This window comes from Nesterenkonia pannonica, assembly GCF_019575955.1.
GTDB classification, from domain to species: domain Bacteria; phylum Actinomycetota; class Actinomycetes; order Actinomycetales; family Micrococcaceae; genus Nesterenkonia; species Nesterenkonia pannonica.
On record NZ_CP080575.1, the window covers coordinates 26,246 to 50,062 of the forward strand.

At 65.6% G+C, this 23,817-nt stretch carries 28 protein-coding genes, 1 tRNA gene and 8 pseudogenes; 8 read left to right on the forward strand and 29 right to left on the reverse strand.

The window, feature by feature from the left end; all coding sequences use genetic code 11:
- Positions 1 to 19: 19 nt before the first annotated feature.
- From K0H76_RS00185 to K0H76_RS00250, 14 genes and pseudogenes are all read right to left on the reverse strand, one after another.
- Entirely contained in the window at positions 20 to 352 is a 333-nt protein-coding gene (locus K0H76_RS00185; RefSeq protein WP_258934029.1) for a threonine/serine exporter family protein, read from the reverse strand.
- Positions 353 to 561: 209 nt separating this feature from the next.
- Complete coding sequence (locus K0H76_RS00190; protein WP_258934030.1) at positions 562 to 2,658, reverse strand: GvpL/GvpF family gas vesicle protein; 2,097 nt, start codon at positions 2,656 to 2,658, stop codon at positions 562 to 564.
- A gap of 2 nt (positions 2,659 to 2,660) precedes the next feature.
- A complete protein-coding gene (locus K0H76_RS00195) occupies positions 2,661 to 2,984 on the reverse strand; it encodes a gas vesicle protein K (protein ID WP_258934006.1) in 324 nt (107 codons plus the stop codon).
- The gene (locus K0H76_RS00200) at positions 2,968 to 3,183 is read right to left on the reverse strand and encodes a hypothetical protein (protein ID WP_258934007.1); all 216 of its coding nucleotides are present in this window, start codon (positions 3,181 to 3,183) and stop codon (positions 2,968 to 2,970) included. Before K0H76_RS00200 ends, K0H76_RS00195 begins: the two co-directional genes overlap by 17 nt.
- Before the next feature lie 384 nt (positions 3,184 to 3,567).
- Positions 3,568 to 3,798, reverse strand: a complete 231-nt coding sequence (locus K0H76_RS00205) for a hypothetical protein (protein ID WP_258934008.1) — start codon at positions 3,796 to 3,798, stop codon at positions 3,568 to 3,570.
- Positions 3,780 to 3,935: a hypothetical protein gene (locus K0H76_RS00210; RefSeq protein ID WP_258934009.1), complete on the reverse strand. Its 156-nt coding sequence runs from the start codon at positions 3,933 to 3,935 to the stop codon at positions 3,780 to 3,782. The genes K0H76_RS00205 and K0H76_RS00210 overlap by 19 nt, the downstream gene beginning before the upstream one ends.
- 239 nt (positions 3,936 to 4,174) lie before the next feature.
- Positions 4,175 to 4,384, reverse strand: a pseudogene (locus tag K0H76_RS00215) (gas vesicle protein); the annotation flags it as partial.
- Positions 4,385 to 4,466: 82 nt separating this feature from the next.
- Entirely contained in the window at positions 4,467 to 4,706 is a 240-nt protein-coding gene (locus K0H76_RS00220; protein ID WP_258934010.1) for a gas vesicle protein, read from the reverse strand.
- A 288-nt stretch (positions 4,707 to 4,994) separates the two neighbouring features.
- Entirely contained in the window at positions 4,995 to 5,201 is a 207-nt protein-coding gene (locus tag K0H76_RS00225) for a gas vesicle protein GvpG (RefSeq protein WP_258934011.1), read from the reverse strand.
- 74 nt (positions 5,202 to 5,275) lie between these two features.
- The gene (locus tag K0H76_RS00230; RefSeq protein ID WP_258934012.1) at positions 5,276 to 5,920 is read right to left on the reverse strand and encodes a GvpL/GvpF family gas vesicle protein; all 645 of its coding nucleotides are present in this window, start codon (positions 5,918 to 5,920) and stop codon (positions 5,276 to 5,278) included.
- Between the two features lie 85 nt (positions 5,921 to 6,005).
- Positions 6,006 to 6,398, reverse strand: coding sequence for a gas vesicle structural protein GvpA (gvpA, locus tag K0H76_RS00235; protein ID WP_258934013.1), 393 nt, complete (start codon positions 6,396 to 6,398; stop codon positions 6,006 to 6,008).
- Between the two features lie 105 nt (positions 6,399 to 6,503).
- Complete coding sequence (locus K0H76_RS00240; protein WP_258934031.1) at positions 6,504 to 6,872, reverse strand: hypothetical protein; 369 nt, start codon at positions 6,870 to 6,872, stop codon at positions 6,504 to 6,506.
- A gap of 169 nt (positions 6,873 to 7,041) precedes the next feature.
- Positions 7,042 to 7,302, reverse strand: a complete 261-nt coding sequence (locus K0H76_RS00245) for a hypothetical protein (protein ID WP_258934015.1) — start codon at positions 7,300 to 7,302, stop codon at positions 7,042 to 7,044.
- Complete coding sequence (locus K0H76_RS00250; protein ID WP_258935510.1) at positions 7,221 to 7,607, reverse strand: hypothetical protein; 387 nt, start codon at positions 7,605 to 7,607, stop codon at positions 7,221 to 7,223. Before K0H76_RS00250 ends, K0H76_RS00245 begins: the two co-directional genes overlap by 82 nt.
- Before the next feature lie 50 nt (positions 7,608 to 7,657).
- Between K0H76_RS00250 and K0H76_RS00255 the strand changes: the two genes are divergently transcribed.
- Positions 7,658 to 8,065: a hypothetical protein gene (locus K0H76_RS00255; protein ID WP_258934032.1), complete on the forward strand. Its 408-nt coding sequence runs from the start codon at positions 7,658 to 7,660 to the stop codon at positions 8,063 to 8,065.
- On the opposite strand, the gene K0H76_RS00260 is transcribed toward K0H76_RS00255, so the two are convergent.
- Positions 8,053 to 8,274 carry a hypothetical protein gene (locus K0H76_RS00260; RefSeq protein WP_258934017.1) on the reverse strand — a complete coding sequence of 74 codons (222 nt, stop codon included), beginning with the start codon at positions 8,272 to 8,274 and terminating at the stop codon, positions 8,053 to 8,055. The two genes, K0H76_RS00255 and K0H76_RS00260, sit on opposite strands and share 13 nt — an antisense overlap.
- A 619-nt stretch (positions 8,275 to 8,893) precedes the next feature.
- Between K0H76_RS00260 and K0H76_RS00265 the strand changes: the two genes are divergently transcribed.
- The 4 genes and pseudogenes from K0H76_RS00265 to K0H76_RS00280 all read left to right on the forward strand — a co-directional run bounded on the left by K0H76_RS00265 (position 8,894) and on the right by K0H76_RS00280 (position 10,774).
- Positions 8,894 to 9,094 (forward strand): hypothetical protein, encoded by a 201-nt coding sequence (locus K0H76_RS00265; protein ID WP_258934018.1) that lies wholly within the window; start codon positions 8,894 to 8,896, stop codon positions 9,092 to 9,094.
- Positions 9,095 to 9,236: 142 nt separating this feature from the next.
- Positions 9,237 to 9,514: pseudogene (locus K0H76_RS00270) on the forward strand (metal-sensitive transcriptional regulator).
- Positions 9,515 to 9,642: 128 nt separating this feature from the next.
- Positions 9,643 to 10,032, forward strand: a complete 390-nt coding sequence (locus K0H76_RS00275; RefSeq protein WP_258934019.1) for a hypothetical protein — start codon at positions 9,643 to 9,645, stop codon at positions 10,030 to 10,032.
- A gap of 82 nt (positions 10,033 to 10,114) precedes the next feature.
- A complete protein-coding gene (locus tag K0H76_RS00280) occupies positions 10,115 to 10,774 on the forward strand; it encodes a DUF418 domain-containing protein (RefSeq protein ID WP_258934033.1) in 660 nt (219 codons plus the stop codon).
- Between the two features lie 167 nt (positions 10,775 to 10,941).
- Here the strand turns inward: K0H76_RS00280 and K0H76_RS00285 are convergent.
- Positions 10,942 to 11,014, reverse strand: a tRNA-Arg gene (locus K0H76_RS00285).
- A 131-nt stretch (positions 11,015 to 11,145) separates the two neighbouring features.
- On the opposite strand from K0H76_RS00285, the gene K0H76_RS00290 reads away from it, so the two are divergent.
- Together K0H76_RS00290 and K0H76_RS00295 are read left to right on the forward strand one after the other, a co-directional pair.
- A complete protein-coding gene (locus K0H76_RS00290; RefSeq protein WP_258934020.1) occupies positions 11,146 to 11,475 on the forward strand; it encodes an SAM-dependent methyltransferase in 330 nt (109 codons plus the stop codon).
- 40 nt (positions 11,476 to 11,515) lie between these two features.
- On the forward strand, positions 11,516 to 11,917 hold the full coding sequence (locus K0H76_RS00295; protein ID WP_258934021.1) for a hypothetical protein: 402 nt from the start codon (positions 11,516 to 11,518) through the stop codon (positions 11,915 to 11,917).
- 111 nt (positions 11,918 to 12,028) lie between these two features.
- Here the strand turns inward: K0H76_RS00295 and K0H76_RS00300 are convergent.
- From K0H76_RS00300 to K0H76_RS00330, 7 genes and pseudogenes are all read right to left on the reverse strand, one after another.
- A pseudogene (locus K0H76_RS00300) lies at positions 12,029 to 12,180 on the reverse strand (cold-shock protein).
- 251 nt (positions 12,181 to 12,431) lie between these two features.
- Positions 12,432 to 14,810: pseudogene (locus K0H76_RS00305) on the reverse strand (FdhF/YdeP family oxidoreductase).
- Positions 14,811 to 14,879: 69 nt separating this feature from the next.
- Positions 14,880 to 15,827: pseudogene (fdhD, locus tag K0H76_RS00310) on the reverse strand (formate dehydrogenase accessory sulfurtransferase FdhD).
- Positions 15,828 to 16,139: 312 nt separating this feature from the next.
- Complete coding sequence (locus K0H76_RS00315; protein ID WP_258934034.1) at positions 16,140 to 16,376, reverse strand: molybdopterin-binding protein; 237 nt, start codon at positions 16,374 to 16,376, stop codon at positions 16,140 to 16,142.
- Positions 16,377 to 16,539: 163 nt separating this feature from the next.
- Positions 16,540 to 16,764: a hypothetical protein gene (locus K0H76_RS00320; protein WP_258934035.1), complete on the reverse strand. Its 225-nt coding sequence runs from the start codon at positions 16,762 to 16,764 to the stop codon at positions 16,540 to 16,542.
- A gap of 20 nt (positions 16,765 to 16,784) precedes the next feature.
- A complete protein-coding gene (locus tag K0H76_RS00325; protein WP_258934036.1) occupies positions 16,785 to 17,027 on the reverse strand; it encodes a hypothetical protein in 243 nt (80 codons plus the stop codon).
- Between the two features lie 12 nt (positions 17,028 to 17,039).
- Positions 17,040 to 17,360 (reverse strand): DUF6457 domain-containing protein, encoded by a 321-nt coding sequence (locus K0H76_RS00330; protein WP_258934037.1) that lies wholly within the window; start codon positions 17,358 to 17,360, stop codon positions 17,040 to 17,042.
- Between the two features lie 191 nt (positions 17,361 to 17,551).
- Between K0H76_RS00330 and K0H76_RS00335 the strand changes: the two are divergent.
- Positions 17,552 to 19,170: pseudogene (locus K0H76_RS00335) on the forward strand (OFA family MFS transporter); the annotation flags it as partial.
- A 452-nt stretch (positions 19,171 to 19,622) separates the two neighbouring features.
- Here K0H76_RS00335 and K0H76_RS00340 read toward each other — a convergent pair.
- From K0H76_RS00340 to K0H76_RS00365, 6 genes and pseudogenes are all read right to left on the reverse strand, one after another.
- Positions 19,623 to 19,955, reverse strand: coding sequence for an NTP transferase domain-containing protein (locus tag K0H76_RS00340; RefSeq protein ID WP_258934038.1), 333 nt, complete (start codon positions 19,953 to 19,955; stop codon positions 19,623 to 19,625).
- A 15-nt stretch (positions 19,956 to 19,970) separates the two neighbouring features.
- Positions 19,971 to 20,465: pseudogene (locus K0H76_RS00345) on the reverse strand (HNH endonuclease).
- A gap of 173 nt (positions 20,466 to 20,638) precedes the next feature.
- Positions 20,639 to 20,779, reverse strand: a complete 141-nt coding sequence (locus K0H76_RS00350; RefSeq protein ID WP_258934039.1) for a hypothetical protein — start codon at positions 20,777 to 20,779, stop codon at positions 20,639 to 20,641.
- A 915-nt stretch (positions 20,780 to 21,694) separates the two neighbouring features.
- Positions 21,695 to 21,958, reverse strand: a complete 264-nt coding sequence (locus tag K0H76_RS00355) for an NlpC/P60 family protein (protein ID WP_258934040.1) — start codon at positions 21,956 to 21,958, stop codon at positions 21,695 to 21,697.
- Between the two features lie 288 nt (positions 21,959 to 22,246).
- A complete protein-coding gene (locus K0H76_RS00360) occupies positions 22,247 to 22,705 on the reverse strand; it encodes a hypothetical protein (protein WP_258934041.1) in 459 nt (152 codons plus the stop codon).
- Positions 22,706 to 23,048: 343 nt separating this feature from the next.
- A pseudogene (locus K0H76_RS00365) lies at positions 23,049 to 23,766 on the reverse strand (metal-dependent transcriptional regulator).
- Positions 23,767 to 23,817: the final 51 nt, after the last annotated feature.

Consider the following 23,817-nt stretch of genomic DNA (forward strand, 5'->3'; position numbering starts at 1 on the left):
TTACGGTGCGGGGGCAGGCTCAGCTGCTGCCCGCAGCCGCGGAGGCGAGCTCCTCCATCTGGTCCCGGCGGTCGACGACGTATCTGGTCTGCCGCATCCGCGACGTCACCGGCCGCATGAGCACGTCTCCCAGCGCGATCCCGCCGGCGATCGCCAGAATGATGATCAGCGCGGTGAAGAGCTGGTGAAGCCCAGCATTCATCATCTCGGATGAGGAGCCGAGGGCGATCTGGTACATCCCGCGGAAGATGATGAGGCCTGGAAGCATGAACATCATGGCAGGCACTGCGATGACGAGGATGGGCGCCTGCATGCGCAGCGCGATGATGCGGGCGAGCGCCCCGATGACCACAGCCCCACGATGGGTGAGAACCAGATCCCCAGCCCGAGAGTGTCGGCCGCGTAGTACGCCGAGAATCCCAGACAGGCCACTGCGCCGGTGGGCAGCAGCAGACGCCAGGGGCCTGTTCGACGATGGCTGCCGTCACACCGGTGGCCAGGACGAGGACCGCGAGCGCGGACGGGTGGTAGAGGTGCGTGATGCCCTGGACGATCTCCACCTCAGGGGCGCCCAGGACGTCGGCGACGATGACCGCCGTCATGATCCCCGCCGTCATTCCGGCGAAGGACACCAGCGTGGAGACCAGGCGGTAAGCGGCGGTGATGGGGAAGGAGTGGATGACGTCCTGCATGGCGTTGACGATGCGCACACTGGGAAGAAGGATCATGAGGCCTCCGGCGACCACCATGGAGGGGGTGATGTCGGCCCCGAGCCAGAGGGCGGAGAGCGCGACCGAAGTGGCTGCGAATCCGCTTACTGCGAGGGTGAAGATCTCCGGGACCCTCCACGCATGCAGCTGGCGCGTGATGCCCAGCACCAGGAGTGTGGCGGCGAAGCCGAGGAACGCATCCAAAGGTGGAGCGCCGGTGTAGCTGGCGAACAGGCCCGCGAACAGTGCGCCCGAAACCGTCACGACCCAGCGGGCGTAGGGCTTGGGCTGGCGTCGGATGTCCCGCAGGCGCTTCTTCGCCTGCGCACGCGTGACGCGGCCGGTGATGATGTCTGTGACCATCTGGTGCAGCTCGCAGAGCGCACGGAAGTTGCCGGACCAGGATCGGACCACGCGGACCCGCGAGTAGGGGAACCTCCTCGGGCGCCCAGTTGAAGATGATCGACTGGTTGGTGATGTCCACGTCGGTGTGGTCCATGCCGTAGGCGGCAGTGACCGCGATGATGCTGGTCTCTACGTCGAAGGCTCCCGCCCCGTAGCGGAAGAGGGTCTCGCCGAGGTCGAGGACGAAATTGATGGTCTCCAGCTCGTCGGCCTCGTGGGTCTGCTCGGCGAGGATGGGGTTGGCGTAGGGCGTGCCGGTGAGCCGGTCGACCAGCGGCAGGACAGCGGTGGCCGTCTGCACAGGCTCGATGACGCGCCGGAAGATGTGGCGCGTGTCGGCCCTCTGCTCGAAGGCGGACGGGTCGAAGGCCTGCTTCTTCGGTGCGCGGCCGCGCCGCTGCTCCCGAGGCTTGCGGCGCGGATCCTTCTTCGGTTTCTCGGCCTCCTCGTCGGCAGCAGGCCTGACCACCGGCATCAGCTGCGAGGTGGTGTCAGGCTTCGAGACGGTCGGGTCGATGGGGACTGGTGGGCGGTGAGGCGGCATAGGCCCTCCAAGGCATCTGTGAGGGTTGCAGGGGATGAACAATCGGATCGAGGCGGCGTGAGGCTCGGGACTGCACTTTGACGGCGTCGTCAGAGTGCCAGAAAAGTCCCGTGAGAGATGTTGAATACCCTTCGAAGCTCCGGTCCTCGACAATGCTCCCACGCGCGGGAGGCACGGCACAACGCCTCGGGCGGGGCGCTCAGCCGCGGCTCTCAGCGCGCTCGCCGCCCATGGGCACCTCGAGGGCCGAGAAGGAGTAGGAGGCCACGGGCCGAGGAATCGAATGCGGGTCCCCGGGGCCTCGTCCTGGATGGCGGAGAGCTCGGCGCCCAGGTCCTCGATGCGGTCCGCGCGAAGCAGACAGGCTGCCGAGAGCACGCGCACGAGCCCCTTCGCGTGCTGAGCGCTGGTGTACTCCTGAAGCTCCGAGCTGTGCTGGGCGATTCGCTGCCGATAGTCGGGGTAGAGACGGTCGGCGGCCTGGTCCGTCAGCTGCTTCTGCAGCTTCTCCAGGCGCTTCTCCAGCAGCCGACGCACGCCTGCGGGCCTGGACTCCATCTCCTCACGGAGCTGAGCGACCGACGGGTCGTCCTGAGCGAACTCGTCCGGGTCGAGGCTGATCTCGACGCGGAGCTCCGAGGAGCCCTCCAGCTCATCGAGCCGAGTGCGCAGCTCGTCCCCAGCGCTGTTCAGCCAGGCCTGAAGCTGGTCGTCGGCCGTGGCGCCGCCGTCCTCGTCCGGTCGGACGATGACGTTGAAGGAGACCGGCAGCACACTGGCCGCGCTGCTCCAGCACGCCTCCACGACGTCGCTGTGCTGGAGCACCCACCGCTTCACGTCGTCATCCGGACCTTCGTACGGGGCCGCGTCGTGGGTGTGCACCACCGCCGCGACTCCCGAGGGTGCGCTCACGATGTGGAGGTCAGCACCGTTGATTCCCCTCTCTTCGGGAAGCGGGCTGTTTACCGGGACCAGGGCGTAGATGTACAGGGTCCTCATAGTCAGCCGGATCCTCTCTCGGTCTCGTCGGCCCACTGCTGCGGGTTGATGAGCTTTCCCACGACCTCATCGACGACTTCGTCCAGACCGCGGTGCAGGTCCGAGACGGAGCCGGTGATGCCGTGATCGGCTTTGATCTGGTCCATCGCCTCATCGAGCTCCAGCAGTGCTTCGCCGAGGCGGTTCTGCTCCTCCTCCGTGAGGTCACCGCCTTCCATGCGTCGCACCGCCTGGGTCTCCAGCGCCTCCTGAATGACTTCGACCAGGGTGACGACGAGCGTGAGCACGCCGTGCTTCAGGCTTTCTTCGTCAACCTGCAGCGCCATCGCCTACCTCCTTCGCCTCGGTGCTCCACTCGGTGAGGTGCTCCCTCCAGCGCTCCGGGTGGGACGATGCCAGGCGGAGCACGGAGTGGGATGTCTCCACCACCAGGATCTCACTCTCATCGGTCGGGTTGGACCGGCGCTCGAGCGCGACGGACAGCACATCCGCCGGATCCAGCCGCACGGAGGCCCGGGAATCCATCGGCGATCTCCAGGTGAGCTCCGTCCTTCCGGACGCCGAATCCGCGCCCAGCGTCGCGCGTCCCCGCGCCAGGTGGTGCTGTTCGCCAGTGTCTCCAGGTACCAGACGTGCCCGCTCATCCGGGGAGTGGCTGCCTGATCCGGCAGCAGGCTCTTCGAGCTCCGGGGCGCACCGATGCTCTCCTGAACGAGGCTGGCGAGCCGTTGCGGATCGGCGGCTGAGAGGGTGGCCTCGCTGCCTCCCTCAGTCCGTACGAGCAGCCGCGTCCGGGCTTCGCCCCAATCGACGCGTCCTCGAACGGCTCGATGCTCTCGATCGCTGTGAGGGGCGCCTCCCAAAGCGTCTCCGCGGGATCGCGGCGATGGATGAGGAGCCGCTCGGTCGTCACATACGCCCTGCCGGGGCGCCAGGTCCGATGGAAGCCTGGTAGTGGCTGGCGGCCATGGCTGCGATGACCTCTTCGTCCGGGCCCATGGCCAGGTGCTTCGCCAACGACTTCTGCACCCACGCGCGCGTCTGGTCGTCCCACTGCCGCATCATGCCGTACTCGAGCATCGTCTCAATGCCGGCGATGGTCGCCCGCAGATTGACGCCGATCAGCGGGATGTCGGCCACGGAGATGATGAGGTCCAGATTGAGGTGGACCCCTTGTTCAGGAGGACCTCGAGGAGGTCGGGCAGGGTGGCATTGGGATCGCGGGTGGGCTCCATGGCCGACCGGTCCGCGTCAGCCGTCGAATGTGGCTGCTTCACAGCGCTGCCTACTCGGCGCTGCGGGCTGAGAGCGACTCCTCTTCGGCGTCCTCACCCGTCGTCTCGGGAAGCGGCTCGCCCTCGTCGCTCTCGAGCTCTTCGGCGCCGCTCTGCTCCAGGCTGCGCGCGTAGGCGCTCTGCCACCCGCACCATGGGCAGAAGGTGTCCATCAGCTGCTTCAGCGACGCACGCTTCCCGCACTCGGGGCAGGTGTCCTTCTCCTCCATGGCTTCCTGCCATGCGGCCGTCTCACGGTCCGTTCCCGCGGGGAAGTCCAGACCGAACTTCGCTGCGGTTTCGAAGGAGGCGAGGGCCGCACGGATGCGGATTCCGAGAAGCTCCACCCCGGCGACTGAAACCATGATGTCTGCGTTGAGGACCAGGCCCTTGTCCAGGAGGGTCTCCACGACCTGCATCAGCGTTCCTTCGCGGTCCCGCTGCGGTTCCATCGCCTTGCCGGGCTGTCTCGTCGCCATAGTGCTCTCCTCAGGGGTAGGTGAGTGCCGCCGGAGCGGGCACTGGGTCGAATCCTCAGCTGGGGCGGCCGCGGACGTAGCGGCTGGTCCTGCTGTAGCCGAGGAGCTCCGCGTCGGGGCTCAGACTCACCTCATACTCTGCCAGGAGGTCGGCGGTGTCAGGCACGCGCCTGGACTCCACCACTTCCATGCTCACTGTCCACCCCTCGCTGGTCTTCTGGACTCCGATGATGGACTCCGGGGTTCGGCCCACGAGGCTCTCGAACTGCTCCCGGGCTTTGCGACTGGCAGCCACCGCCGTCACCTTGGACGACCGCTCGCTGCCTGATGCCTTCTGAGCCTCGGCGGACTTCTGACCCTCCGAGGACTTCTGCCGCTCGGGCGACCTCTGACTCTCAGTCCGCTCCGACTGGCTGCGGGTGCGGGCAGTGCCTTTGGCGGCGGTGCCGCTGCTTGAGCTGCTCTTGGTGCTTGAGGACGCAGTGCGCTTCGAGGCGTCGCCCCCGCTCTGCTTGGAGCTCTGCGAGGAGCTGCTCCGCTTGGCGGGGTCCGCTGGCTGCTCGTGCTCTTCTCTGCTTCGTCTTCACTCATGGGTCCTCCTTGTAGGGTTTCGGCGCTGACTGGCCTCCATAAGTCGCGCAATGAGCTCTCGCTCCAGCGCTGCGGCCTCGTCCTCGCTCAGCTCTCCAGCATTCCGGGCGTTCTCCACCTCGAGGAGCTGACGCCGGATGGTGTGCGGATCGTAGTGCTGCTGCTCAGCCTCCTGGGCGATCTGCTCCGCAAGCCACACAGTGCCGCGCAGGGTGCCAGCGGCAGGCCCAGCAGCGATGTGAACAGCCCCACGGCTACACCTCCGGTACGAAGTCATAGGAGCCTGCGGCCCCACCAGGCGGAACCTGAGCCGGGGTGATGCTCCCGGGCGAGATCCTCCACAGCCTGCTCGAAGTCCTCGAGCTGACCGTACTCTACGAGGACCGCCGCTTCGACCACATCATCGGGCTGGCGACGGTCATGGATCATCAGATCGCTCGTGACCTCCTCCAGCCGGTCGATCACCGGCTCGGCCGCCTCAGGCTGACGCTCCTCGAGCGCCCGCACCATCAGCTCGCCGAGCTGGATCCGCTGAGGACGCGTCTCATCCTCCGTCGTGCCCGCTATGGCGGCCTGGAGCTCCGCCGCAGCGGGAACCTCCTCGACGATGGCTCGGAGCTCGTCGTCCCGGCTGAAGGTCACCGTGACGGTGAACTGCGTCCGCCCGGCGACCGACTCGAGCCCAGCGGCATACGCATCCTCGTTGGGCTCCAGGACCTCGGCCTCCACGGCATCGGCTCCGGGAATGATGGTGCCGAAGGCCAGCGGAAGGACAGGCCCGGCGGCTGCGAGCGCGTCCAGAAGCTGCGTGTGGGCCAGCAGGTCCGCCGGGGTCCCCAGCACCTCATCAGGATCCGTCTCGCTGATCACCGCAGCCACTCGCCCATGAGCCACGAGGCGCACGGCACCTCCCTGCACACCCTCGGATGAGGGCGGCAGCTCGGCATCTGCGGGGACTACGGCGTAGAGATACGTGTCCTGGGGGAATCCCCGGAGGCGTCACTCATTCAGATCGGCTGCCTGCTCGGGAGCGGGTGCCCTCTTCCTCTTCGTCGTCGTCGCCTGTGACGGCTTCCTTGAGACCTTCGACGGCACCCTGCGTCTTGTTCTTGGCGCCGCCCTGAGCCATGCCGCTCATGAGGTCGGGCAGGTCACGTCCGCCCTGGTTGCTGAGGTCCAGCCGGTTGGTGGCCTCTGCGAAGCGCAGGTAAGTGTCGACGCTGGCGATCACGATGCGCGCGTCGATGGTGAGCACCTCGATGCCCACCAGAGAGACCCGGACATATGCGTCGATGACCAGACCTTTGTCGAGGATGATCTCGACGACGTCCGCCAGCGAGCTGGAGGAGGGGCGGTCAACGTAGCTCCCTTGGGAGCGCGATGTTCCTACACTCATTTCGATTACCTACTTTCACAGTTCGGCTCAGGGGTCCCTGAGCACATTGGGTTTCGGCCGCTTCTCAGTCTTCTTCCTCCGCTGGAGCCTCTTCCTCGGCGGGCTCTACGTCCTCTTCGTCCTCGGCAGGAGCGTCATCCTCCTCAGCGACGGGCTCCTCCTCGACGTCCTCAGGAGTAAGCTCTTCCTCGGGCTCGGCCTCATCCTCAGGTGCCGGTTCCTCCTCGACGTCCTCAGGCTCGGCCTCATCCTCGGGGCGGGCTCCTCGTCGACGTCCTCAGGCTCCTCCTCGGCGTACTGCTCCTCAGACTCCTCGGCGGGGACGTCCTCCTCGCCGCCTTCATCCTCCGGGGCGGTGTCCTGCTCGGATTCGGCGCTCTCGTCCTCGGCCGCCTCAGACGCTGCCTCCTGCTCCTGCTCCACTGCTTCCTCGTGGGACTGCACGAGCTCTCCGTCGCGGATCTCCCGCGCCATCCCTCGACAGAGTCGGGGTCCTGGATGACTTCGGTCATCACGTGATGGACGAAGAACTTCAGCTCGAGCCTGAACCGGCGGCCGACTGCTCGCCAGAGATTTCCGGTGCGCTCCACGAACCCTTGCGGGTGGTACTCGCCGATGGTGAGCATGCGGGTGAGCGTGGGCGTCACTTCGTGGAAGGACACGCTGCCGCTGATGCTGCCCTTCTCCCCGTGGATGACCACACGATGTGCGAGTCAGCCACCTGTTCGGTGATGGTCGCCTCCCAGGTTCTGTGGGAGAGGAAGACCTGTCCCTTGAAGCTGAGCTTGGTGTCGTCCACACGCTCGACGTTCTCAACCTTCCTCATGAAGGTGGGCCAGTCCTCGAACTGGGTGAACGCGTTGTACGCGACGTGGAGAGGGACTCCGATGTCGGTCCACTCCACGATGTTGATGAACTTCTTTCCGGAGGAGGAGCTCGAGGACCCGGACCCCCGGGCAGCGCGTCCTTCACCTTCGCCTGGGCTCCCGACGCCACGCCTGATGCTGCGGCGGAGACCGGCGACTTCCCTTCGGCCATCTTCTCCGCGCCTGCCTTGACGCCTTCTCCTGCGGCACCTCCGCCGCTTTCGATCCGCTCGGCGAAGTCGTCGACGCGGTCGCTCACGGAATTGATGGCTTTGCGTCCGAGGGCCTGTGCGTAGTCACCCAGCTGGGACTTCAGCCCTCCGAGCATGTCCTGATCGCTCATTTCTTAGCCCCTGGCTCTTGGATGCGGTCGATTTCCCGGCGTTGGACGACTTGCGCGTCGTGCTGCCGGTGCCGCTCTTGGCACGCGAGTTCGAACGGCTTCCGGAGCTGCCCGAGCGCGCCCTGCTCTGTGAGCTGCTGGAAGACTTCCTGCTCGAGGAGGCGGACCCCGTGCCGGACTTCGCCGTGGAGCGGCTGCGCTGCGAGGAGGACCTCTTCGCCGCGGGCTTCTCCTCCTCCTCGGATGAGGAGTCGTCAGCCTGGGGCTCCTCGGCCTCCTGCTGCTCCGGCTCGCTCGATTCGCTCTCCGCGCTCCTCGGAACCCTCTGGTTCAGCCTCCGCAGGCTCCTCAGCCGCGGATTCTTCCTCGCCGGAGTCAGGGCTCTTCTGCTTCAGCGAGGAATTGATGCTCTCGGTCTGCTGCTCAAGTCGGGAGCCGACCTGGCTCAGACCGGCTGATGCGACTCCCTGCACCGAACTGGCCAGACGGCCAAGTTCGGGTGAGCCCTCTCGAGGGAGCCCAACGCTTTGCTGATCTCTTCGCGCTGGCTGTACAGCTTGGAGCCGCCGACCGTCGCTGCGACGGTCAGAGCAAGTTTGAGCTTCTTGCCTCGGCCCAGCATGTAGCCGCCGAGCAGAAGTCCTGCAACTTTCGCTTTGTTGCCCATAGATTTCCCTCCGTCATGCGCTGACCAGCGCTAGGAACCTGCGTGAAGTGTTCTGGATTACATCTTTCCGACACGCTAGGGGCGTCAGCTGGAACAAAACATGAGGTTTTCTGATCGCCACGTGGATGCGCCGCGGCCAGTATCCTGGGCTCTGCACAGGAAGAATCATGGCCTGAAGAACACCCGGGAACCCACGATGAGGCACATGACCCCGTTCTCGAGCGGAGGAGGAGCATCACCATGAGCGGCATCCACCCCCAAGACCTGCTCCAGGTGCAGGACGCTGCGGAGCAGACCGTGCTGATCGACGTCCGATCGGCCGCAGAGTTCGAGAGTGTGCGCATTCCCGGCTCGCACAGCCTTCCTCTGGACCTCCTGCAGCAGAGGCCTGACGCGGTGGCAGCGAACCTTCCCGCCGGAAGTGTGCTGCTCTGCCAATCCGGCGTGCGCAGCCAGCAGGCGCTGACTGCGGTCTCGGCAGCGGGAGGGGCGACGCGCAGGTGCTCGTCGGAGGCATCAATGCGTATGAGGACGCCGGGGAAGCTCCTCCGCGGTCGCAGCACCTGGTCCATGGAGCGCCAAGTGCGGATGGCCGCGGGCAGCCTGGTGGCGGCTTGGCGTGCTGGGAGGTCGCCTCATCCATCCGAAGCTCACATGGCTTTCGTTCGGGGTGGGCTCCGGCCTCATCTTCGCCGCCGCATCGAACACCTGCGGCATGGCATACGCGCTCAGCCGCATGCCGTGGAACAGAGCCGAGAGGGTGCCCACCCTCGACTCCGCCCTCGCGAGCATCGCCGAGACGCCGCCCTCGACTCCCTGAACCGATCGGCGCTCACGGCCGCGCATCGGGAACGCCGCCGGGACGGCTTCGAAGAGGACACGCGTGGCAGGATGCTGCCACGCAGGGCTCGTGGGATCATTGTGCTCCCCACGGCCGTTCCACAATCTCCGGAGGATCATCGGTGCGCAGCGCAGACGCAGAGACCCAGCGCAAGATCGTCAACAGGCTTAAGCGCGCCCGAGGTCAGCTCGACTCGGTGATCAGCGCGGTGGAGGGCGGCGGCTCCTGCCGCGATGTGGTCACCCAGCTCGCTGCGGTATCCACCGCCCTGGACCGGTAGGCTTTCTGGTGGTCTCGGGCGCGATGCAGTACTGCATCGCTGAGCCTGATAAGGCAGCTGAGGACGAGGACGGGCTGACCGTCGAGGAGTTGGAGAAGCTGTTCCTCACCCTGTCTTGAGCTCCCGTCGTCGAAGCAGGGCAGCCGCACGCCCGGTTGCGCCCAGACTGCCTCGACAGGGTGCGAACACAATGCGCATCGAGCTCCCGCCGCGAGCTTGCGGAGGACGCTAGACTCAGTTGCGACGCATGAGCCTGGCGCCCTTTTGTGCCTCAGACCCGGGGAGACTGGATGTTCGAGCTGTGAGGAGAGCCCCTTCAGCTGCGACCGACGGCGAGTCCGGGTCCCGCATTCAGGCTCTGGACGCCGCCCGAGGGCTGGCCATAGTCGGCATGATCGCAGTCAACGTGGGGCCCCTCGACGGCACATCGTTCTGGGACTCGCTCTACCGTCTCCCCACGGACGGGCATCTCTCCTCTTCATCGTCCTGGGCGGCATCGGCTTCACACTCATCACCCGCCGGGCGAGGTCCGGTCACCTCAGGATCCCCTGGGGAACGTTCCTGTATCGCAGCGGCCTCCTGCTGCTCCTCGGCCTGCTGCTCCAAGAGCTGGACCACGGTGTCCGGGTCATCCTGACCAGCTATGCCGCTCTCTTTCTTCTGGGACTGCCGCTGGTAAGAGTAAGCAGCAGGGTGCTTCTTGCGCTGGTTACACCAGCGTGGCCCTCGGCCCGTTGGCATGGATCGTCATTCACGATGACCATCCGACCGGCTTCAAGCGCGAACCGATCACCGCAGACCAGCCCGCCCTTGAGATAGTGGCCGACATCCTGGTGACCGGACCCTACCCCGTGGCGGTATGGGCCGCACCCTTTCTGCTGGGCATGTGGCTCGGCCGACTGAACCTGCGGGACCCCCGCGTCAGCCTGCGCCTGATTGTCTGGGGCGGACTGACAGCCGTGTCCGCCCGCGCTGCATCTGCGCTGCTCATTCGGGCCCTCGGCGAACCGTCCAGCCACAATGACTGGCAGAGGCTGGTCAGCGATGTCGCCCACTCCGAAATGCCTCTATGGGTGATCGGCGGCACAGGCTCCGCCGTCTTCGTTCTCGGCCTCTGTCTCAGAGTTCCGACGTGGAATCGGCCCTGGCTGTCTCCCCTCACCTCACTGGGGCGTCTCGCGCTGACCGCCTACGCAGCGCACCTGGTGGTGCTGGCCCTGCTCGTGAGACCAGGCCCTGAGGGACTTGCGGCTGGGGCCGCCGCGACTGCGCTGCTGTGCGGCGCGCTCATGCTCTTTGCCGTGATCTGGCTGCGCGTGATGCAGAGGGGGCCTCTCGAAGCGCTGCTCAGGCTCCCGAGACAGGCCAAGGCCCCATAGCACCCCGCGCGGCAGGACTCGAAGAAACAGGCTGCGGAGGCCGCACGGACGGCCGGAAAGAAGCAGCCTGCCGAGCCCAGCCCTCGTCAGGCGACCTAGACACACCGACCGGCTCACCAAGACCGGTGCGGCAGACAGCGCATGCGCACCGACGAAGGCTTCGCTTGTGCCCCAGACAGGATTCGAACCTGTGACACCCGCTTTAGGAGAGCGGTGCTCTATCCCCTGAGCTACTGAGGCGGGGCGCGACCATCCTACCTCTCATCGACGTGTGACCCCACGTGAAGGGGCTGTAACACTGCCATTACACATCACCCCTACTCTTGAAGAATGATTGAACAATCTTCGTCGCACGGGGGCGTGTGACCCTGGTGGGCGCAGGGCCGGGCGCGGCCGACCTGATGACGGTCCGGGCTGTGCGAGCCCTGCAGTCGGCCGATGTGGTCTTCTATGACCGGCTTGCCCCTACCGACGCGCTGCGCGAATGGGCTCCGCAGGCACGGCTGTTCGACGTGGGGAAGCGTCCGGGGCATCACCGGGTGACGCAGGAGAATATTCACAGCATGATGCTCTCCTCGGCCAGCACGGGCCAGCATGTGGTCCGCCTCAAGGGCGGAGATCCGTTCGTCTTCGGCAGAGGGTGCGAGGAGGTCGCGGCCTGCAGGGAGGTAAGCGTTCCCGTCACCGTCGTTCCGGGGTGACCTCGGCGATCTCTGTGCTTAAGCAGCCGCCGGGATACCCGTGACCGCTCGCAACGTCACACGCACCTTCACCGTGATCTCGGGGCACGATCCGCTCAGCGAGGACGAGCTCTCCGGGCTGGTCTCCCTCGGCGGCACTGCCGTCATTCTGATGGGCGTGGGAACGCTCGGGAACACGCTCACCGGACTCCACCGCATGGGGATGAGCCCCACAACGCCGGTCGCCGTGGTGGAGCGCGGCTTCAGCGACGAGCAGCGTGTGCTCATCGACGGTTCAGCGAACATGATCGCGACCGCTGCCGCAGCGAAGATCCGACCCCCTGCCGTGCTCGTCGTGGGCGAAGTGGTCAGCCTCGCGGCAGCCAGCGACGACGAAGGACGTGCCGTGCTGAACCCTGACAACGCCCTCTCAGAGCTTCGCGCCATGGCGAACCAGAGCTGATGCGGACCGCCGGAAAAATCCTCCGGACATGGCTGTGGCCCCTGATCCGTGAAGATCAGGGGCCACAGTATGCGTCAGGCTGCTAGCGCCTGATCATCGCTGCTCTGCGGATCAGAGCGGGCTGACGTTCTCAGCCTGCAGACCCTTGGGTCCGCGGGCAGTCTCGAACTCAACCTGCTGGTTCTCCTCGAGCGAGCGGAAGCCTGAGCTGTTGATCGCGCTGAAGTGCACGAACACGTCGTCGGAGCCGTCCTGGGGGCGATGAAGCCGTAGCCCTTTTCGGCGTTGAACCATTTAACTGTGCCAGTGGCCATGGTGTTTCCTTACTGCTGTTTCTCTTGCACCGATGAGTTCACGGCGCATTTCTCCCGCAGGCCTGGCTAAGCTCGCAGGAGAGGTGCTTCGGCCACTAACAGGTTCTGCAAATGACGTACTGCATGAGAGTCTACGCGAGAACGGGGCCCGAAGATAGCCCGGACCCCGTTCTGACGCTCCCACTGGCCGCAATCGGCCCCTAAGCGGCTACGCCAACCTCGATCTGATGGTTGATTGTGGTGCGCTCCGAGCCGGTCGACGGAACGAAGCGGACCATCATGGCCTTGAACCCAGGAGTGTTGGACTCTCGAGCCTTCAGGTCGCGGTGGACCAGAGCGTTCGCCTCCGGGTAGTACGCCGCCACGCAGCCGCGGGCCGTCGGGTACTCCACCAGGGTGAACTGGTTGGCGCGGCGCTCCTCACCGTCGAACACGGAGATGACGTCGACGACTTCGCGGTGCTGGTAGCCTACCGCCTTCAGATCATCCGGGTGGATGAGGATGACGCGGCGCCCGCCCTTGATCCCGCGGTAACGGTCGTCAAGGCCGTAGAAGGTGGTGTTGTACTGGTCGTGGGACCGCATGGTCTGCAGCACCAGGTGGCCCTCCGGGGCTTGAGGTACTCCATCTCCCGCACGGTGAACGACGCCCGCCCATCCTCTGTGGCGAACTGCCGGTGATCCCGCGGGGGTTCGGCAGCACGAAGCCGTACTTCTGCCGGATTCGCTTATTGAAGTCCTGCGTACCGGGGATCACACGCGAGGCGTGGTCACGGATGACGTCGTAGTCGTCTGCCATGGCCTGCCAGTCGATCTCATGGTCGGCGTCATCCTTGAAGATGGCCTGGGCCATCCCCGCAAGGATCGCCTACTCGGACAGCAGGTGGTCCGAGACGGGCTCGAGCTACCCTGGGTGGAGGAGACCACGGACATCGAGTTCTCCACCGAGAGGAACTGCCTTCCGCCGGGGTGCTTGTCATCCCGGTCGGAGCGCCCAAGGGTGGGGAGAATGATGCTCGTCTTGCCGTGGGTCACATGCGAGCGGTTCGGCTTGGTCGAGATGTGCACCGTGAGACCGGTGTTCTTCAGGCCGTCCTCCATGATCGCGGTGTCCGAGTTGGCCATGGCAAGGTTGCCGCCGAGGGAGACGAAGACGTCGACATTGCCCTCTGCCATTGCGTACATCGTGTGTGTGGAGTCATGCCCCTCTTCGCGCGGAGAGACGATCCCGAACTCTGCGTCGAGCGCCTGCAGGAAGTCCTCCTTGGGCTTCTCCCAGATGCCGAAGGTCCGGTCCCCCTGCACGTTGGAGTGGCCTCGGACGGGGCACGCCCCGGCGCCCGGCTTGCCGAAGTTGCCCTGCATCAGCAGCAGGTTCACGATCTCCTTGATGGTGTCCACCGAGTGGGGCTGCTGGGTGATGCCCAGCGCCCAGCAGAAGATCGTGGCCTTGGACTTGGCGAGCAGATCGCCGATCTTCTCGATCTCCGCCCGCTCGAGGCCCGTCGCCTCCTCGACCTCAGCCCAGTCGAGCCTCAGCGCGCGCGGCCTTGTAGTCCTCCCAGCCCTTGGTGGACTGCTCGAGGAAGTCGCGGTCCAGGACCGACCTGGGGTTCTCCTCCTCCTTCTTCAGGAGAAGGTGGCCCAGAGCCTGGAGCAGAGCCTGGTCGCCGCCCACCTTGATCTGCAGGTACTCGTCGGAGATCTTGTCGCCGGTCAGAACTTTGTGGGACTGAAGCGGGTGCTCCATGGGCGCCTGTGGGTCCTTGAACTTCATCAGGCCAGCCTCTGGCAGCGGGTTCACCGAGACCACCTTGCCGCCGCGGTGACGAGCCTTGGCCAGCGAGCCCAGCATGCGGGGGTGGTTGGTCCCGGGGTTCTGACCGATGACGAAGATCAGCTCGGAGTTCTCGATGTCCTCCAACGAGACAGTGCCCTTGCCGATGCCGATGGTGGGGTTCATCGCTGTGCCGGAGGACTCGTGGCACATGTTCGAGCAGTCAGGGAGGTTGTTGGTGCCCAAGGAGCGCGCCATCAGCTGGAACATGAACGCCGTCTCGTTCGGTGTGCGGCCCGAAGTGTAGAACACCGACCGCTCCGGAGTGGTCGCCCGGATGTGCTCACCGATGGTCTCGAAGGCCTCATCCCAGGAGATGGGCTTGTAGTGGGTCTCCCCTCGCGAATGATCATCGGGTGGGTGATGCGCCCTGACTGGCCCAGCCAGTACTCCGTCTTCTTGTCCAGCTCAGAGATGGAGTGCTGCGCCCACCATTCCGGCGGGCAGATCCTCTTGGTGTGCTCCTCGGCGAGAGCCTTCGCGCCGTTCTCGCAGAACTCGACCTGCTTGCGGTCGCCTGTGATGGATTCGGGCCACGCACAGCCGGGGCAGTCCACACCCTTGTCCTGGTTGACGCGGTAGAAGTTGCCCACGGTGCGGCGCACACCGCCGTGGAAGAGGCTTCGCTTGAAGGACACCTGCACCGCCTTCAGCCCAGCGGCAGAATCCTTCTTGGGTGAGATCTTGAGATTGTTCTCGTCAATGTCTTTGAAATTGGCTATGCGGCCGCGAACGTCGTTCATGGGGTGCGCTCATCCTTCACAGTGGGCTGAGATGTTCGTGGTTGATCGGACTTCATCGTATCGAGCGCCTCATACGGGAGCATTCACGCGGCGTTCAGGGTCCCCGGCAGCCGCGGCGGACGCCTGCCGCACCGGAGGCTGCGCGTCCGGCTCCGCCTCCTCCTCAGCATCGAGGTCCATGATCCGCTCCGGATGGGTGTAGACGTTGATGGTCTTCCCTCGGGAGAAGCCTGCAAGCGTGATCCCGGCGCGGTCGGCCAGGTCCACCGCGAGAGAGGACGGCGCCCCCACTGCGGACAGCAGCTCGACGCTTAAACCAGTGCGGCCTTCTGCACAAGCTCGAAGCTGGCACGCCCGGAGACCTGAAGAGCCGTCCCTCGCAGCGGAAGCCTGTCCTCCATGAGCCCCCAGCCGACCACTTTGTCGACTGCGTTGTGGCGCCCGACGTCCTCCCGCAGGCACAGCAGCTCCCCGGCGGCGCTGAAGAGCCCCGCAGCATGAACGCCGCCCGTCTTGGAGAAGAGCGCCTGCGAATCGCGGAGGGCGTCCGGAAGATCGAGCAGCTGCTCCGCCGATATGCGAAGCTCGCTGGAGGTGCTTATGGCGGGAAGGGTCTTCTCGACCGCGTCGATGCTCGTCGTCCCGCAGATTCCGCAGGCTGAGGTGGTGGTGACGTTGCGCTTGCCGGACAGAGCCGCCTGCGCGGCCAAATGATCGAGTCCGACATCGATGACGTTGTACGTCTGATTCCCGAACTCATCCTCTCCTGAGCAGTAGCGCAGCCCTCGCAGCTGCTCAGCGGCAGCAACCAGTCCTTCAGAGACCATGAAGCCATGGCGAGCTCAAAATCGTTGCCGGGGTGCGCATCGTGACCGAGAACGACTCGCCTCCCACGCGCAGCTCAAGCGGCTCCTCGACGGCGAGGGAGTCGAGCTTGGTGCGGTGGCTGGCGGTGTCCTCGCCCTCGGGGGCGCGGATGACGCGGGTTACGCGTTTGCGCTGGATCAGTCGGCCCATCACTGCTCCTCAGGAATATGGCGTAGAGGGGTGAACGCCCCGGGGACCTGCAAACATTCCGCCGACCTTCCTGGATCCACTCCCTCAGGCGGAACGAGCGCGAACAGCTCGGCCTCAGCCAGGCCGCGCATCATGTGGGATTTGCTGTGCCCGGCGGCGCGGATGCCGTCGGGGTCCTGCGCACCGGCAGAACTCTTAGGCCGCGGCGCGCACCGGTGAGCTGCTCCGCTGCGGTGAGTTCGATGCTGGGCTCCGCCCGTCCGGCCAGTGCCGCCAGCAGAGGGGCGCCCAGTGCGGCGAGGGCGGCGAAGCCTACCAGAGGGTTGCCGGGCAGTCCCAGAATCCAACGCTCCCCAATCTGGCAAGAAGGGCAGGATGGCCGGGTCGCATGTCGACGGAATCGACGACGATGCGGGCTCCCAGCTGCTCAAGCGCCGGGCGAAGAGTGTCAGCACGCGAATGCGCGGTCCCGCCGGTGGTGATGAGCACGTCCTCCGATCCGCTGCCGAGCTCTGCTCTCATAGCGTCAACGTCGTCCCTCAGCCGCACGGAGTCGACCTGCTGGATCCCGAGGCGGCGAGCATGCCGGGCAGCGCTACCCCGAACACGTCCCGGACCTGCCCCGGCTGGGGCATCCCGGAGGTGATCACCTCCGAACCCGTGAGGATGAGACGAACAGAAGGGTTCGGATGGGCGAACAGCTCGTCGTGGTTTAGCGACTGCCGCCGCCGCGGCGCGAGCGGGCGTGATGCGCGAACCGGCCGAGAGCAGCCGGTCCCCTCCGCGGCCTCCACCCGCGGGGCCGGATGTTGCGGCCCGCATCGAGATCCGGGGTGTGCGCCTCCGCGGTGAGGATGCTTGCGCCTTCGTCATAGGCGCTGTGCTCCTCACGCAGCACGGAGAGAGCACCCTCCGGCATCGGAGAGCCGGTCACCACTCCTGCCGCCTCACCGGGCCTCAGCGGGGAAGAATGTCTGCGGGCCCCTCCGCGCTCTGCGGAATCACCGACCAGCCCACCGCAGCCTTCGGCACGCTGACCGCCCAGCCGTCCATGGCTGAGGTCGAGACGTGCGGGATATCCAGCCGGGCAAAGACGTCTTGGGCGCAGATCAGACCCACGGCCTCCGCAAGCGGCACGCGTCGTGGCGCGATGGGCTCGGCTTCAGCCGCCAGGCGTCGTGCCTCGTGAAGGCTCAGCATGATGCGCGCAGATCAGCCCTCGGCGTGGCCGCGCTGCTCCAGGAGCCCTTCAGCGACGCGCGAGGCAGCGTTGAACGCCTGCTCGTAGGTAGCCTGTCCTGAAGCCTCCGCCAGACCGACCACATAGCCGATGACGTATGTGCTCACCGGAGCGGCAGGCCGAACCACCGTGTGAGCAGCCACTCCGGCGAGCTTGAGAAGCCGGTTGATGTCGATGTCAGTCTCTGGAATCTCCAGATGCTCCTTGAGCTCATCGATCCAGAGCTCAATCGATTCTTTGGTGATTTGGGACTCAGACTTCTCGGCGTTTTCGGAGTTTTCGTTCACAGACATTTCAGGTTCCTTGGAGCTTGAGACGTTCGAATGCGTGGACAGCTGCTCTAAAGGGTCTCACAGGCCTGGCTGCCGCAGCAGACGCTGGTGCTCTCTTTTCTACTGACAGTAGAACAATGGGCTGAATACCCGGTGATAGCGTTCAATGACTGTTCTTCCCGCACGTAACTAATATGAGGAGAGTTGCACCCATGGCTCCAAGCGCCGACACGCGCGCAGACTCCTACCGCAAAATCACTGCGGGTCCGGGGTTCAATCGCTGGCTGATTCCGCTAACCGCCCTCGCCATCCATATGTGCATCGGCCAGGTCTACGGCACCTCGGTGTACCAGTCCCGCCTTGCAGAGCACTTCTCCGATGACCCGCTGGTCGGCATCTTCGGCCAGGTCCTGGGCCCCATCTTCGGAGGCGAGGACGCAGCGCAGACAGCAGTGGCGTTCTTCGCCTTCTCACTGTCGATCGTTCTGCTGGGACTTTCCGCGGCCCTGTTCGGCAAGTGGGTCGACTCTCGCGGCCCGCGGATGGCGATGCTCGCCTCGGCCGCCTGCTGGGTCTCCGGCTTCATCGTCGGCTCCGTCGGCGTGTTCACCCAGCAGCTGTGGCTCGTGGGTCTCGGGTACGGAGTGCTCGGCGGCATCGGCCTGGGCATCGGCTATATTGCGCCGGTCTCCACGCTGATGAAGTGGTTCCCGGACCGTCCCGGCTTGGGCACCGGCATGGCTATCATGGGCTTCGGCGTGGGTGCAATGATCGCCGCACCCTTCTCGAACATCATGATGGGCCTCTTCGACGACCTCGGAGCCGACCCAGGCGACTCGGTGGGCTTCCTCTACCTGACCATGGCCGTCGCGTACGGACTGATGATGCTCTTCGCCGCCTGGATCGTGCGAGTGCTTACTGACGACTGGAAGCCGGAGGGCTTCGACCCGGAGAAGAAGAAGACCTCGAAGATGGTCTCTGCGGGGAACGTGACGGCGAACAACGCCATCAAGACTCCCCAGTTCTGGCTGCTCTGGGTGCTGCTGTTCGTCAACATCACCGCATCCATCGGACTGCTTCCGCAGGCCGCGAACTTTGTGCAGGACTTCTTCCGCGAGGAGACCGGCGGCGAGACCTTCGCTCAGCCTGAAGTCGCAGCCGTGGCCGCGGTAACTTCGTCGGCTACCTCTCGCTGACCAACACTCTGGGACGGTTCATCTGGGCCTCAACCTCGGACAAGGTGGGCCGCAAGCCGATCTACATGCTGTATCTGGGCCTCGGCGCCGCCCTGTACGTGGCCCTGGGCATCTTCGGCGACACCAGCATGGCCGCCTTCGTGATCCTGACCGGACTCGTCCTGTCCTTCTACGGCGGCGGGTTCGCCACCATCCCCGCCTACCTCAGGGACATGTTCGGCACACTGCAGGTGGGAGCCATCCACGGTCGCCTGCTGACCTGCTGGTCGGCCGCCGGCATCGTGGGCCCGGCGATCGTGAACATCACTCTGGATGCGGCTGAGGGCGCACCGGGCGAGGATCTCACGGCGGCGGACTACCGCCCGGCCCTGTTCATCATGGCTGGCCTGCTCGCCGTCGGTTTCATTGCCAACCTGCTCGTACGGCCCGTCAATGAGAAGTGGCACGAGAAGTCTGAGCCCTCCGATGAGGAGAACGGGAACGGCTCCGATGCCGACAGTGCGGCAGAGGAGAAGAGCTCCGACGTCAAACAGGCGGGGAACCCGATCGTGCCGGTTCCCGTCGCGTGGATCATCGTCTCCATTCCGATGCTCTTCGGCTTGGTGTACACCTTCATCAACGCTGCGCAGCTGTTCATCCAGCCCGACGCTGATGAGGTGGACGGCGATGAGGCCGAGGCAGGCGCGGCTGCGACCGCGGTGCGCCTGGCCGCCGTCGTCCTGAGGGGAACGCACACCCTCGTCAGCTGAGCCCGAACGCTCTGCGTGCCCCGGTCCGCTCTTTCGGCGACCGGGGCACAGCTGTGCTCAGGAAGGTGAACTCCTAGACGGGCCGCGTCGGCTGGGCTGTCCACGTCGTGGCCGATGTGCTCAGGCATGGGCGGCTGGGTTCGTGGGATCTGCTCAAGCAGCTGCCGCACACGACCGCCGTTCACATCCTGCGGGCTCAGGGGAAGCAGCTGGGCCCGCAGGGCCGGGATCGCGATCGCGCAGCTCAGGTGCTGCTCCCGGCCGTTCACATCGATCGGCACCACAGCATCGGCCGGGCTGGAGCGGGCTTCCTCAATGAGCCAGCGCAGCAGCAGGGCTTACTCCACCACATCCACGGCGAGCAGCAGCACGCGCCCCTGCATGGCCTCCAGGGCTTTCATCCCGGCGTAGACGGCGGCGGCAGGCCCTCCGAAGGGAGGGTTCTCCCTCACGAGTTTGGTGTCACCTTCGGCATCGCATAGCGGCCGCAGCTCGTCGGGGCCCACCACGACAATTTCCGGGATTCCTTCGCTGCGGAGCGCGGTCAGCCAGTGCTGCAGGAGAGTGCGTCCGCGAAGCAGTAGGGAGGCCTTGTCCTCACCTCCCAGACGTCTGCCCTGTCCGCCTGCAAGGAGGACTGCGGCGGTCGGGACACGGTGGGGTTGGGACATGGCGTGGGGTCTCGTCTAGGCGGCGGCGGTGTTGAGGAACGGCATCCATGCCCGCTGCGGGGCGTCGAGCTCCTGAGGGAGCCAGACCTGGTGAGCGGGCTGCCGAGGCGTCACCCTGAGCGTCCAGCCGAGCTGCTCGAGGGTCTTGTCGCCTTTTCGGATGTTGCAGGGACCGCAGCAGGCGACCAGGTTCTCCCATGAGGAGCTGCCTCCACGTGCACGGGGATCACATGGTCGACGGTGGCTGCGGCGCTGCCGCAGTAGGCGCACGTGCGGTGATCGCGTCGGAGAACCCCTCGGCGTGAGGGGTACGAGGATCCTCGCCTCACGACGCGCACGTAGCGGGTGAGGAGGATGACAGTGGGCCGGGAATGAGCGCGGACGGGGAGCTGATGGGGTGGAGTCCTCGGCGAGGACGCTCGCCTTTCCTCGCATCACCAAGAGGGCGGCGCGATGGCACGAGACAACGCTCAGCGGCTCGTAGCCCGCGTTGAGCACCAGCGTGCCCATCCGATCAGCCTCCCGTGCGTACGTTCCGCGCGAGGGAATCGCGTACGCTGCGAATCTGTCCGATATTTACTATATGCCATCTGCTGCCGGTGCCCTGGTGGGGCGGGGAACGCGTAAGGGGTGCAGCCCCGTAGGACTGCACCCCTTGTGATCACGCTGAGTATTGGCTCAGATCAGCCGCCCGGACGCAGGTAAGCGACAACACCGGAGTAGCCGGTGCTGTGCTGGTGCACACCGCCGCCGTTTGTTGTGGCGGAGATGGACTGGCCGTTGCCGATGTAGATCTCGGCGTGGCCGCCGCCGTTGGAGATCACAATGTCTCCCGGCTGGGGCTTGAGACCCGAGGGAGGGAGGCCAGCATTCCACCGGTGGTGCGGGGAAGGCTGGGGCCGCCAGCACGGGCGTATGCCCAGTTGACGAACCCGGAGCAGTCCATGCCGGAAAGGCTGGATCCGGCCCACACGTAGGGGTGCCGATCGCTGCGTATGCGGAGGAGACGATGCCGCCGCCGCTCGCGGCGGGCTGAGCGGGTGCAGCGGGCTGAGTCGATGCTGCCATCGACTCGCCGGTGGCCTGCTGCTGGCCAGCGCCCGTGCCCTGGTCTGCGGTGCCCTGGTCGTAGGACTGGGTCCCACCGGTCTGCGTGGACTCACCGGTCTGTGCGGACTCTGCAGGAGCTTGCTGGGCCTCTTCCGTTGCGGGCTCGGGCTCAGCTGCCGGTTCGACTGGAGCAGCGCGCTCGGCGGTCACAGCTGCCCGCTCGAAGGCGAGCTCTGCAGTCGCTTCCGCAGACACTGTTGCGGTTTCGGGGACTCCACCTGGGAGGCGCGCTCGGCACCTTCGAGAGTCAGGCCGATCTCCTGGGAGGCCCTGCTGCTGTCTGACGCCTCGGCGGCGTCTGCGACTGCGGGGCTGCGGCCAGGAGGCCGGGGCGGTGAGTGCCAGTGCGGCAACTCCACCGGTACGGGCAGTGAGCTTCGCGGCGCGGGCCTGTGCGGCCTGCTTGCCAGCGGCTTCGCGGCGCTCGCGGCGGCTCTTCGGAGTGGTCTCTGTGATCAGCACGGGAGAAACTTTATAACAGAAAGGTCTCGATGTCACATTTTCATCACGAACTGCGCTGACCAGGCCTTATGCAGGCTGAATGCAGCCTGGAAGGCGGAGGGTGCAGGGACGCAGAAAGGGTGCAGTCCCGTAGGACTGCACCCCTTTCGGAGCGTGCTGCGAAGTGGTCAGCCGACCCGCAGGTAAGCGGTCGGGTTGTGCCACCCTGCGTGGAGGGAGTGAATGCTCACACCGTTGGACACAGTGGCGGAAATGACCTGCCCGTTGCCGATGTAGATGCCGCCGTGGGACTGGCCGTTGGCGATTACGATGTCGCCGGGCTGCGGGCTTGAGACGCGGCTCAAGGACGCCATCATGCCGTGGGTGGTGCGCGGGACGCCGTTGACACCGGCCCGGGAGTAGGCCCAGTTGATGAAGCCTGAGCAGTCCATGCCGGAGGTTGTCGAACCGCCCCAGCTGTAGGGGGTGCCGAGTGCTGCGTGCGCCGCTGCGACAATGGAGCTTGAGCCTCCGCCGGAGGATGGCGCCTCAGAGCTCGAGGATCCGCCGGATGAGCTGTCGCCGTTCGAAGCAGGCTGAGGGCTGGACGAAGCCTGCCCCTGCTCAGCCTGGCCGCCGCTTGAGTCAGCCGAGCCCTGACCTGAGGAGCTCTGACCCGACTGACCCTGGGCCTCTGGTGCTGGCTCGGGCTCTGGTGCCGCTCGGGAGCTGGCTCCGGCTCAGGCTGCGGCTCGGGCTCTGGTGCTTACTGGGAGCTGGCTCCGGCTCAGGCTGCGGCTCGGGCTCTGGTGCTTACTGGGAGCTGGCTCCGGCTCAGGCTCCGACTCGGGAGCTGGCTCGGGCTCTGGTGCAGGCTCGGGCTCAGCGGCTGGCTCAGACGTGACGGAGGGACGCTCGAATGCCAGCTCGGCACCCTGCGATGCACTGACGCTCACAGGCGCTGATGTCGATGCGCGCTCGACGTTCAGGTCAGTGGTGGAGATCTCGACGGTAGTAGCCTCACGGCCCTCGTCAGCCTTCGACTCAGATGCATTTGCGGCGATGCCGGAGCTGATGATCAGACCGGATGCGGCGAGCGTTGCTGCTGCCGAACGTCCAGCATGGGCAGAGACGGCACCGGCCAGACCACGGGTCTGACGACGAGTGCGGCGTGAAGCCAGTTCAGTTTTGTCAGTCACGGTAGAAACCTCTTCCCGGAATGCGGTGGATGCGTGCGCCCAAGTCCAGCTCAGGAGTTCAGCTGCTCCCGGCCGAACCAGGCGGTTTGGACGTTCGCCCAAGTTCGATGACGACTTTATAACAGTTTGGTCTCGATGTCACGCTAAGGTCACAAAATGGCTTCATTTGTGAGCGGATCGGCCACGACAGCACGCCCAGCGCCTGACTATGGGGAGCAGAAAGTCGCGACAGCGCAACGAACGCTCGACAGTTTGTCACAGAATGGTCACGGGGTGAAGGACCCGCTGTCCGCCCAGGTCAGAGGCGACCCATCGCCGTCACTCGTCGAAAGCGGCGAAGTGCCTAGAGAGAGCGTTCGTTGACGAAGATGTGCTGAGCCACTTCAAGGGGAAGCTCCACATCAAACTCGCCTTCGACCTCGTCCAGCACCGCAAGGAGAACATAGGCGTCATTGATGCCCGTGACTGTCACATCGACGCCGGGACGAAGGCCGACATCCAGCAGCTGCTCGAGGACTTCAGGCTCCACCTGGATGGACTCGGCAAGGCGCTGAACCCTCCAATGGCTCCCCTGGCCGGTCACCATTTCGGCAGCTCGGCGCAGCGTCGTACGGGCGAGCGACGCAGGGTGCGCGGCTCGATCCACCTGAGCTTCTCCAGACCCGGAATCGGGTTGCCGTAGGGAGACTCCACAGGGTCTTCGAGAATCTCGACGAGTAGCGCTCCACACGCTCGCTCATGACGTGCTCCCAGCGGCAGGCCTCTTCGTGGATGTAGGGCCAGTCAAGTCCGATGACGTCTGACAGCAGCCGCTCGGCCAGCCTGTGTTTGCGCATGACCTGCACGGCGAGATCTCTGCCCTTGTCCGTCAGCTCAAGCTGGCGCGCCTCCGTGAGCTGCAGCAGGCCATCCCGCTCCATGCGGGCGACGGTCTGCGACACCGTCGGGCCCGAATGCTCGAGGCGCTCAGCGATGCGGGCGCGCAGAGGCACGATGCCCTCCTCCTCAAGATCGAGGATGGTGCGGAGGTACATCTCTGTGGTGTCGATCAGATCGGTCAACCGGTGCTCCCATGACAACTAGGCTGGGCAAGGCATCGTACACATCATCTC

What these genes read in the sequence shown, in the direction of transcription:
- K0H76_RS00190 (WP_258934030.1), bottom strand. Translation starts at nt 2,658, where the DNA reads ATGAGGACCCTGTACATCTACGCCCTGGTCCCGGTAAACAGCCCGCTT.
- K0H76_RS00195 (WP_258934006.1), bottom strand. Translation starts at nt 2,984, where the DNA reads ATGGCGCTGCAGGTTGACGAAGAAAGCCTGAAGCACGGCGTGCTCACG.
- K0H76_RS00200 (WP_258934007.1), bottom strand. Translation starts at nt 3,183, where the DNA reads ATGGATTCCCGGGCCTCCGTGCGGCTGGATCCGGCGGATGTGCTGTCC.
- gvpA (WP_258934013.1), bottom strand. Translation starts at nt 6,398, where the DNA reads ATGAGTGTAGGAACATCGCGCTCCCAAGGGAGCTACGTTGACCGCCCC.
- K0H76_RS00240 (WP_258934031.1), bottom strand. Translation starts at nt 6,872, where the DNA reads ATGGCGCGGGAGATCCGCGACGGAGAGCTCGTGCAGTCCCACGAGGAA.
- K0H76_RS00250 (WP_258935510.1), bottom strand. Translation starts at nt 7,607, where the DNA reads ATGAGCGATCAGGACATGCTCGGAGGGCTGAAGTCCCAGCTGGGTGAC.
- K0H76_RS00260 (WP_258934017.1), bottom strand. Translation starts at nt 8,274, where the DNA reads ATGGGCAACAAAGCGAAAGTTGCAGGACTTCTGCTCGGCGGCTACATG.
- K0H76_RS00275 (WP_258934019.1), top strand. Translation starts at nt 9,643, where the DNA reads ATGAGCCTGGCGCCCTTTTGTGCCTCAGACCCGGGGAGACTGGATGTT.
- K0H76_RS00325 (WP_258934036.1), bottom strand. Translation starts at nt 17,027, where the DNA reads ATGCTGAGCCTTCACGAGGCACGACGCCTGGCGGCTGAAGCCGAGCCC.
- K0H76_RS00330 (WP_258934037.1), bottom strand. Translation starts at nt 17,360, where the DNA reads ATGTCTGTGAACGAAAACTCCGAAAACGCCGAGAAGTCTGAGTCCCAA.
- K0H76_RS00340 (WP_258934038.1), bottom strand. Translation starts at nt 19,955, where the DNA reads ATGTCCCAACCCCACCGTGTCCCGACCGCCGCAGTCCTCCTTGCAGGC.
- K0H76_RS00355 (WP_258934040.1), bottom strand. Translation starts at nt 21,958, where the DNA reads ATGGACTGCTCAGGCTTCATCAACTGGGCCTACTCCCGGGCCGGTGTC.